Origin of the sequence: Mycobacterium sp. (genome assembly GCF_035623875.1) — a bacterium.
Taxonomy (GTDB): Bacteria; Actinomycetota; Actinomycetes; order Mycobacteriales; family Mycobacteriaceae; genus Mycobacterium.
Map to the genome: position 1 here is coordinate 17,507 of NZ_DASPSP010000046.1, position 9,552 is coordinate 27,058.

Sequence of the window (9,552 nt, forward strand, 5' to 3'; positions counted from 1 at the left end):
ATGGCAGACGCGACGCGTTTCGTCGGCAACAGGTCGCCGAGCGACTACCGCGCCGTGGGCACCATCGCCAACTGGCGAGCCTGCACCACAATGCGGCCGTCGCAATCGACGACTGTGTGGTCCTCGTCGAACCAGTCCTGCCCGATCTGCATGCAGGTGCACACCACCCGCAGCCAGCCGTCCGCCGGCAGTGCGCGCAGGTAGGCGGTGAGCTGCACGGTCGGCGCCCAGCCGGTGCGGTTCACCGCGAAAGTCACCGGCGCCGACACATCTCCGCACATCAGCGCGAACAGCGCGTCGGGCGCCAGGCCCCGCGGCCGCACCCACATCTGGATCACCGGTGGCCGACCGTCGCTGGGGCCCAGCGTCGAGACCAGCGGCCGCACATCGCAGCCCTCGGCCAAGTGCACCAGCCCGGCCAGCGGGTGGCCGGGACCGATCGGCGCGACATCGTCGGGCGGCTCGGGGTCCATCAAGCCCACCACCGGATTCGCGGACAGCAGCGGCGGTGCCAGATGCTCGGGCTCTCCGAGTGTCACCACGGCGTGCACGGCGGCGCGATCACCCTGGATGAGCTCCACGTCCACCACGCTGATCCGCCGCCCGCGCTTGCGGATCGACGTCACCAGCCGCATCGGGCCGGGGTCGGGCGCCGACAGGAAGCTGCCGGACACCGCGACCGGCTCGACGGGCCCACGGCCGGATTGCCCGGCTCTCCCCAGCTGCGCGGGGACCCCACCTCGGGCCGCTTCACGGCCCGCATCGTCGCCGCCCGCATGAGCTGTGCGGGCGGCGTTGGCGCACAACGCCAGCATCGCCCCGCCGTGCACCTTGGGCCCGATGGTCCAGTGCTTGTTCAACTCGCCGGCAAAGACGCCGGCGTCGACCTCGCGCAGTGCCATCGCAGTGCTGAATAACGCGGTCATGAACTCCTGCGGTTTCCTTCTGGTTCCTTCGGGCATGTCAGCGCAGCAGGTGCGTGCGGGCGAATTGCAACGACTCGGCCAATACGGCCTCGCGCTCGTGGGCGGAAGGCGCTCCGGACGTGGACACTTCCAGCACGACTTGGCCGGCGAAGTCACCGCCGGCCAACATCTCGCATACCTCGACCACTGGCTGTGTGCCCCGGCCGGGCGCCAGATGCTCGTCGGCCGGCAGCCCGCTGCCGTCGCACAGGTGCAAGTGCACCAGACCCGAGCCCATCCGGCGCGCCATGTCAAGCGCATCGGTGCCCGCGGCCGCGGTGTGCGACAGATCCAGCGTGTAGTGCGCGTGGTTGCCGTCCAGCGGGTCGTAGGACGGCGCGAACGCCGAGATCCCCGGCCCGGGGCCGCCGCCGCGCTTGCGCATCCGTTCCTTCAACTGCTCGGCCCGGAACAACCGGTCCGCCCGGAACGGGAACATGTTCTCCACGGCCACCAGCACGTCGCCGGTTGCCTCCAAGTTGGCGACCTGCTCGGTAAACCCCTCGACGTAGCGCCGCTGCCAGCGGAACGGCGGATGCACGACGACGGTTTGGGCGCCAAGCTGTTCGGCGGCCCGCACACTGCGCTCAAGCTTGGGAATGGGGTTGGCGCCCCACACCCGCTGCGAGATCAGCAGACACGGCGCGTGCACTGAGAGCACCGGCATCCGGTAGCGCCGCGACAGCTTCTCCACCGCGTCGATGTCCTGGCTGACCGACTCGCCCCACACCATCAGCTCGACGCCGTCGTAGCCGAGCTTGGCGGCATACTCGAAAGCGGCCTCAGTCCTCATTGGGTAGACCGAGGCCGTCGACAGACCGACCTTGATGGCTGGGCGCACGCGGCTTCTGCTGGGCGCCTAGCCAGATTGCAACAACGCTAACGGCCCCAGCGTGACCAGCGCCCCCACCGCCACCGCGATCAACGTGCTGGCGATGTCCTCGGTTTTGCGGACCACCCGGACGCCGACGACCAGACCGAGAATGACGAGCACCGAAAGCACCAGCGCCACGATGTTGTTCCACCGCCACAGCTGGTCGAACGCGATGAACAGCCCGGCGCCTAATCCAACAGCCAGAATCGACTGCAGGACAACCATTCCGACGAGCCGCATGATTTCTTTCCGGGACCATGCAACAGAATCCGCCACCCCACCGTGCCGATCGTCGGCGACGTCGTCCTCGGGGTAGTCCTCCTCGTCGTCGATGTCGGCGATGTCCCGGTAGTCCGCGCGAGGTTCGATGTCATCCGCGACGTCCTCGCCGCGCGACCGACCGCCCGACGACCGCAGGTACGACCGCACGTAGGCGGAGTCTTCGTTCGCGAATTCGGCGTCGCGCACGTCGGTGTCCATCACGTCCACCGACATCCCCGCGTAGTCCTCCAGCGGGTCCGGGTTCATCCCCTCGGCACCTGATCGGTCCGCCGACTGATCTTCCCCGCCGCCGGGACGGCCGACCTGGGCGACCGGGACGTTGGTGCGCGATGGCAGCGGATATGGACTGCGCTCGGGGCGCGATTCCCGCGACTCGGGCCGTGATTCACGCGGACGGGGCGGCTGGGATTCCGGCCAACGCTGCTCGGGTTCGGACCAGTAGCGCGGCTTTTCGTCCGCCTCGTCGGAAACCAACTCGTCGAGCCGAGCGGACCGGTTGGCGCGGTGCGCATGCGACTCGAGACTCGACTGGCCGGTCGCTTCGGGTTCGATGTCGTCACTGATGACGGGTATTTCACCAGTCAGCTCGGCGACGGTCACCGCATCGGAATTGCCGTGGCGGCGATGACGACGGTTGGGAACCGGGGCGCCGAGTGTGTCGTTCTTGGCCAACAACTCGGCAACCGAGATGGGTCGGGTGTTCTCGTTTGGTCCGGTCATCTTTCGTCGCCATTCCGATCAACTCGCTGGCTGCCAGCATCCCGCACAGAACTCTCTACAAGGGCGGTTCCGTCAGCTTCGCTGTCGAGTTTGCGCAAAATGAGGCCTTCCCGTAGCGCCCACGGACAAATGTCCACCGTTTCTATCGCCAGCGCTCGCATACTCGCCTCTGCGACCAGAGCTCCCGCCACGATCTGCGGCGCTCGCTCGGCGCTCACCCCTTCCAATTCCGCACGGTCAGCGGTCGTCATCCTAGAGATGAAAGATATGAGTTGTCTGAGGCCGTTGGCGGTGAGTGTCCGTTTCACGCGCGGTCCCGCTGCCGACGGCGCCGCACCGGTGAGCCGGGCCAGCGAACGGAACGTCTTCGACGTTGCTACCGCGAGGTCGGGGCTCCCGGCGTCTAGCATTTTGGCGCTGGCGTCAGCCAGTTCGGAGTCCAGCCAGTCACGCAGCATCGCCACCCGGCGCCGGCCGGGGGGATCGTCGTTGAGCCATTCGCGGGTCAGCCGCCCGGCGCCCAGCGGCAGCGACAACGCGACTTCGGGTTCCTCGTCGACGCCGTTGGACAACTCGAGTGAGCCGCCGCCGATGTCGAGGTTGATGATGCGGCCCGCGCTCCAGCCATACCACCGACGCACTGCCAAGAAGGTCAGCCGCGACTCGTCGACACCTCGCAGCACCTGCAGCTCGACACCGGTCTCTTTGAGGACCCGGGCCAGCACGTCCTCGGAGTTCTTGGCGTCGCGAACCGCCGAAGTGGCGAACGCCATCAGTTCGGCGCAGCCCGAGCTGTCCGCGATTTTTTCGAACTCGTCGATCGTCTCGATCAACTTGTCGGCACCGCGCCGGGTAATTTTGCCGGAGTTGTCGATCGACTCGGCCAGCCGCAGGGTGGCCTTGGTCGAGCTCATCGGCGTGGGATGTCCGCCGCGGCGGGCATCCACCACTAACAAATTGACCGTGTTGCTGCCGACGTCCAGCACTCCTAATCGCACGAAACACAACCTTACGGCTGGGACGCGGCATGGTTGGATTGGACTACCGTGAAAACTGTGGCAAGTTCGCAGCCAAACCATCCCGGTGAAGTCGAATTGGACTTTGCCCGTGAATGGGTGGAGTTCTACGACCCGGACAATCCCGAGCATCTGATCGCCGCGGACATGACCTGGCTGCTCTCCCGCTGGAAGTGTGTGTTCGGCACCCCGGCCTGCCAGGGCACCGTCGCCGGACGTCCCGATGACGGATGCTGCTCGCACGGGGCGTTTTTGTCCGACGCCGACGACCGGGCCCGGTTGGACGACGCTGTGTCCAAGCTCACCGACTCCGACTGGCAGTTCCGTGAAAAGGGCTTGAGCCGCAAGGGCTACCTCGAACTCGACGAGCATGACGGGGATGAGCAGTTCCGCACCCGCAAGCACAAGGGCGCGTGCATCTTCTTGAACCGGCCCGGGTTTCACGGCGGCGCTGGCTGCGCGCTGCACAGCAAAGCGCTGCGGCTCGGCGTGGCACCGCTGACGATGAAACCCGACGTCTGCTGGCAGTTGCCGATCCGCCGCAGCCAGGAATGGGTGACCCGCCCGGACGGCACCGAGATCCTGAAGACCACCGTCACCGAGTACGACCGCCGCGGCTGGGGCGCCGGCGGCGCCGATCTGCACTGGTACTGCACCGGCGATCCGGCCGCCCATGTGGGCACCGAGCAGGTCTGGGTGAGCCTGCGGGCCGAGCTCACCGAGCTGCTGGGCGAGAAGGCCTATGCCGAGCTGGCCGCAATGTGCAAGCGGCGCAGTGCATTAGGGCTCATCGCAGTCCACCCGGCAACGCGGGCCGCCGAATAGCGACGGCGCTGAAGCTGCATCCGCGACGTTGGCACTCGAACAGAGGTGAATCCAGTAAACGAGGAGCTGCAGTCGGCTGCCGCACCACGTTGGCGCGGCCAGCCCGGGCGCCTGGAGGTCTGGTATGCGACCCTGTCGGATCCGGCGACGCGGGCCGCGCTCTGGGTCCACTACGAGACGGTGTCGCCGACGTCGGGGAGCGCACGGGGTCCCTATGCGCACGGCTGGGCGAGCTGGTTCCCCGCCGACGGCCCACCGCATACCGAGCGTTTCGGTCCGGAGCCCGTTGCGTCGGCCACCGGGCCGATCTGGCTCAAGGTTGCCGACGCTCGAATCGCCTTAGCAGAACTGGCCGGACGAGCCGGGGCACTGGCGTGGGACCTGAACTGGACGGACAGCGGTGCGCCGCTGTGGACCTTCCCGCGGTCGGCGTGGGAACGCGAACTGCTGCCCGGTGCGCAGGTGGTGCTCGCCCCGACCGCAGAGTTCACCGGCTCACTCAATACCGGCGACACCGCCCACCGCATCGACCGGTGGCGCGGCGGTGTGGCCCACATCTACGGGCACGGCAACGCTATGCGCTGGGGGTGGATCCACGCCGACCTCGGCGACGGCAACGTGCTGGAAGTGGTCACCGCGGTGTCGCGCAAAGCCGCCATGCGCAGACTCCCACCGATGGCGTTCGTTCGTTTCCGCATCGACGGAAAAGATTGGCCTGCAAGCGGTTTGCCGTCATTGCGGATGCGGACCAGGCTAGGCCCGCGGCACTGGCAGCTGGCGGGACATATCGGCGGTAGCCGGGTGCTGATCCGCGTCGACCAGCCCGCCGAACGATGCGTGAGCTTGGGCTATACCGATCCTGACGGCGCCACCGCGGTGTGCACCAACACCGAACAAGCCGACGTTCACGTCGAGATTGACGACCGCCGCTGGTCGGTGATCGGCACCGGCCACGCCGAGGTCGGCTTACGTGGCGCGTCGGCGCCCGGTCAGCTCTCCAGCTTGTAGCCCAGGCCGCGTACCGTCACCAGGTGTATCGGATTGGCCGGGTCGGCCTCGATTTTCGACCGCAGCCGCTTGACATGTACGTCGAGTGTCTTGGTGTCGCCGACATAGTCCGCACCCCACACGCGATCGATCAGCTGCCCACGAGTCAGCACCCGGCCGCTGTTGCGCATCAGGTACTCCAGCAAGTCGAATTCCTTGAGCGGCAACGTGATCGGCTGACCATTGACCGAGACGACGTGGCGCTCGACATCCATTCGCACCGGCCCGGATTCCAGCACGCCGTCGGCGATCTCGGAGTCGTCGTCGCCGCGGCGGCGCAGCACCGCCCGGATCCGGGCAATCAGCTCACGCGCCGAATACGGCTTGGTCACATAGTCATCGGCGCCCAGCTCCAAGCCGACAACCTTGTCGATCTCGGAGTCACGCGCGGTCACCATGATCACCGGCACGCTGGACCGGGATCGCAGTTGCTTGCACACGTCGGTGCCGGACATCCCCGGCAACATCAGATCGAGCAGCACGATGTCGGCACCGGCCCGGTCGAACTCGGCCAGCGCGGACGGGCCGTCGGCCACCACGGTGGCCTCGAAACCCTCTTTGCGTAGCAGAAACGCCAGCGGATCAGCCAGCGATTCTTCGTCCTCCACGATCAGGACAGTCGTCACGAGCGCAACTCCTCCACGATCAGCAGACTGGTCATAGATGTATTTCTTCCTCTTGTTGGGGCATCTTGGGCAGGATTTCGCGCTCGGGCGGTTGCACAATCTGTTCGCACTCGGCGTCGTATGCCGGGATGGACAACGTGAACGTCGACCCGGTTCCCAGCTGGCTCCACAACCCGATCGTGCCGTTGTGGTTGGCCGCGACGTGCTTGACGATGGCAAGGCCGAGCCCGGTGCCGCCGGTGGCGCGCGAGCGCGCCTTGTCAGCGCGGAAGAACCGCTCAAAGACCCGCTCCTGGTCTTTGCGGGCGATTCCGATGCCCCGGTCGGTGACCGCGATCTCGATGTTGTCGCCGCGGCGACGGCGGCTGATGGACACCTTCGAGCCGCGTGGTGAGTACGCAATCGCGTTGGACACCAGGTTGGCCAGCGCGGTGACCAGCAGGGCCTGCTCGCCCAGCATCCGCAAGCCACTCGGCTCGTCGGTGCAGACCGCGATATCGGCGTTGTCGGCCGGCACTTTGTGGCGTGAAATTGCTTCGGATACAACGGTGTCGACGTCGACGGCACCCATGTCCGGCAACCGCTCCGCGCCCTGCAGCCGGGACAGCTCGATCAGCTCGCTGACCATGTCCCCCAGCCGGTTGGCCTCGACGAGCACCTTCTCGCCGAACCGCCGCACCGTCTCGGGGTCGTCCGCGGAGGCCAGCAGGGCCTCGGCGAGCACGGCCATCGCGCCGACGGGCGTCTTGAGCTCATGGCTCACGTTGGCTACGAAGTCGCGCCTGGTGGCCTCCATCCGCGCGTATTCGGAGTGGTCGTAGACGAAGACCACAGCGAACCGGCGGTCCTCCTCGCTCAGCAGCCGCGCGTGCCCGTGCACCGACAGGCCCGACCGTCCCGGGACCAGCCGCTTGCCCGGCAGCAGATCGAACTCGACGTCAGCGCCGTCACCCAGCGCCTGACGCGCCGCTTTCCAGGCCTCGTCGTCGAGCTGCCGCTCGCGCACCAAGCCGAGCTCTTTGGCCCGGCTGTTGTGGTAGACCACGTCGCGGTGACGGTCGACGACGGCGGTGCCCAGCGGCATCAGCGCGACGATGCGCTGCAACATTTGCGCAACGGTGATCCCGGCCGCCTCGACGGCCACCCGCTGACGTCGCTCCAGGGCCCGCGGCGCGAGCCGCGCACCCATGGCGACACTGACGGCCAATGCCACGAGGAACGCCACCCCGGCCAGTGACAGGGCCGAGAACACAGTCACATAAAAATCCTACAAATTCGGTGAACGCCAACCCAGCAGCGCAAGGCCAAAATCGGACATGTCACACGCGACAAGACAGGTGTTCTACGGCTGTTCACGTCACGTTAGTCCTTTTGCCAGGAAAGCGCGCCTACCGCGCGCCTTGGCTGGCCACCGCCGCCGCGCCCGCGGCAGCCGCTTCCGGATCGAGATAGCTGCCGCCGGCGACCGTGGGCCGCATGTCGGCGTTTAAGTCGTAACGCAGCGGAATGCCGGTGGGGATGTTCAGTCCCACGACTTCCTCGTCGGACATGCCATCCAAGTACTTGACCAGGGCACGCAGCGAGTTGCCGTGCGCGGCGATCAGCACCGTCTTGCCGAACCGCAGATCCGGCACGATGACGTCGGTGAAGTACGGCAAGAACCGGGTCACCACGTCGGCCAGGCATTCGGTCAGCGGCCCGCCGCCGATGTCGGCATAGCGCACGTCGGCGTCCTGGCTGAACTGGCTGCCCTTCTCGATCGGTGGTGGCGGGGTGTCGTAGCTGCGTCGCCAGGTCATGAACTGCTCGTCGCCGTAGCGGTCTCTGATCTCGGCCTTGTTCAGTCCCTGCAGCGCGCCGTAATGGCGTTCGTTCAGCCGCCAGCTGCGCCGTACCGGGATCCACAGCCGGTCAGCGGTATCCAGCGCCAGGTGCGCGGTGGTGATGGCCCGTCGCAGCAGCGAGGTGTACAGCACGTCCGGCAGCAGATTGTGCTCGGCGATCAGCTCGCCACTGCGCACCGCCTCGCCGCGGCCCTTATCGGTTAGGTCGACATCGACCCAGCCGGTGAACTGATTGCTCGCGTTCCATTCGCTCTCGCCGTGACGGAGCAGCACGAGCGTGGCAACCGCGTTTCCCATGGTGGCAAGTCTCTCACCCCCCGCTAGCGACCTCCCGGGGGATCGGTACGCGGTGAGGTGAGTCACATAGCCTTCTGCAGCTGCTGATCCAGGAATACAGTTATTCCGTAATCGAGTATCAGAGTGCTAGTCGAGGAGGATCCGATGAGCGAGAAGACGACGTGCGTAGTCGTGGGCGGAGGTCCGGCGGGCATGGTGGCGGCTTTGCTGCTGGCGCGCGGGGGCGTGGAAGTGACCGTGCTGGAGAAGCATGCCGACTTCCTCAGGGATTTCCGAGGGGACACGGTGCATCCCTCCACGCTGCGGCTGCTCGACGAGCTGGGCCTTTTCGAACAGTTCGACGCACTGCCGCACACCAAGCTCGAGGGCTGGGGGTTGGACCTGCCCGATGGCCGCTCGGCGAAAGTGCTCGACTTCACCCGGCTGCGCTTGCCGCATCGCTACATCGCGATGGTGCCGCAGTGGGACCTACTCGACCTGCTGGCCGAGGCCGGACGGAAAGAGCCGACATTCACCTTGCGCATGAGCCATGACGTCACCGGACTGCTGTATGAGTCGGGCCGCGTCGTCGGTGTGCGCTATGACAGCCCCGATGGGCCGGGGGAATTGCGCGCCGACCTGACGATTGCCTGCGACGGACGCTGGTCGCTGTGCCGGCGCGAGGCGGGCCTCATCCCGCGCGAATACCCGATGAACGCCGATATCTGGTGGTTTCGGCTTCCCGCCGCCGAAGGCGTCATCGACACGCTGCTGCCGCGGTTCAAAGACGGGTTGTTCTTTGCGGTCATTCCGCGCCAGGGCTATCTGCAAATGGGCCAATTCATCTACAAGGGAGCTGATGCCCGGCTGCGGGCCCGTGGGATCGAGGCGCTGCGCCGAGACATCGCCACTGCCTTACCCGAATTGTCCGACGCCGCTGACGATCTCGAGTCGATGGACGACGTCAAGCTGTTGGACATCCGGCTGAACCGGTTGCGCCGGTGGTACACCGACGGGCTGCTGTGCATCGGCGACGCCGCGCACGCCATGTCCCCTCTTGGCGGCGTCGGCATCAAC

The 9,552-nt window shown here is 66.7% G+C and carries 9 protein-coding genes and 1 pseudogene; 3 read left to right on the plus strand and 7 right to left on the minus strand.

Going from position 1 to position 9,552, the window contains the following annotated elements:
- Window positions 1-44: 44 nt before the first annotated feature.
- The 4 genes and pseudogenes from VEI45_RS04160 to VEI45_RS04175 all read right to left on the minus strand — a co-directional run bounded on the left by VEI45_RS04160 (window position 45) and on the right by VEI45_RS04175 (window position 3,839).
- Window positions 45-926, minus strand: coding sequence for a thioesterase family protein (locus tag VEI45_RS04160; protein WP_324850403.1), 882 nt, complete (start codon window positions 924-926; stop codon window positions 45-47).
- 37 nt (window positions 927-963) lie between these two features.
- A complete protein-coding gene (locus VEI45_RS04165; RefSeq protein ID WP_324850405.1) occupies window positions 964-1,806 on the minus strand; it encodes a sugar phosphate isomerase/epimerase in 843 nt (280 codons plus the stop codon).
- Window positions 1,807-2,246: 440 nt separating this feature from the next.
- Window positions 2,247-2,841, minus strand: a pseudogene (locus VEI45_RS26415) (hypothetical protein); the annotation flags it as partial.
- Window positions 2,838-3,839 carry a Ppx/GppA phosphatase family protein gene (locus VEI45_RS04175; RefSeq protein ID WP_324850409.1) on the minus strand — a complete coding sequence of 334 codons (1,002 nt, stop codon included), beginning with the start codon at window positions 3,837-3,839 and terminating at the stop codon, window positions 2,838-2,840. The pseudogene VEI45_RS26415 and the gene VEI45_RS04175, both read right to left, overlap by 4 nt.
- A gap of 48 nt (window positions 3,840-3,887) precedes the next feature.
- On the opposite strand from VEI45_RS04175, the gene VEI45_RS04180 reads away from it, so the two are divergent.
- Window positions 3,888-4,682: a hypothetical protein gene (locus tag VEI45_RS04180; protein WP_324850411.1), complete on the plus strand. Its 795-nt coding sequence runs from the start codon at window positions 3,888-3,890 to the stop codon at window positions 4,680-4,682.
- 45 nt (window positions 4,683-4,727) lie between these two features.
- Window positions 4,728-5,690, plus strand: coding sequence for a hypothetical protein (locus tag VEI45_RS04185; RefSeq protein WP_324850413.1), 963 nt, complete (start codon window positions 4,728-4,730; stop codon window positions 5,688-5,690).
- Here the strand turns inward: VEI45_RS04185 and regX are convergent.
- The 3 genes from regX to VEI45_RS04200 all read right to left on the minus strand — a co-directional run bounded on the left by regX (window position 5,672) and on the right by VEI45_RS04200 (window position 8,496).
- On the minus strand, window positions 5,672-6,355 hold the full coding sequence (gene regX / locus VEI45_RS04190) for a two-component sensory transduction protein RegX (RefSeq protein WP_324850416.1): 684 nt from the start codon (window positions 6,353-6,355) through the stop codon (window positions 5,672-5,674). The two genes, VEI45_RS04185 and regX, sit on opposite strands and share 19 nt — an antisense overlap.
- Window positions 6,356-6,386: 31 nt before the next feature.
- Window positions 6,387-7,613: a sensor histidine kinase gene (locus tag VEI45_RS04195; RefSeq protein ID WP_324850418.1), complete on the minus strand. Its 1,227-nt coding sequence runs from the start codon at window positions 7,611-7,613 to the stop codon at window positions 6,387-6,389.
- Between the two features lie 130 nt (window positions 7,614-7,743).
- A complete protein-coding gene (locus tag VEI45_RS04200) occupies window positions 7,744-8,496 on the minus strand; it encodes a phosphoglyceromutase (protein ID WP_324850420.1) in 753 nt (250 codons plus the stop codon).
- Window positions 8,497-8,640: 144 nt separating this feature from the next.
- Here VEI45_RS04200 and VEI45_RS04205 point away from each other — a divergent pair.
- The coding region (locus tag VEI45_RS04205; protein ID WP_324850422.1) for an FAD-dependent oxidoreductase at window positions 8,641-9,552 on the plus strand (912 nt) is incomplete at its 3' end.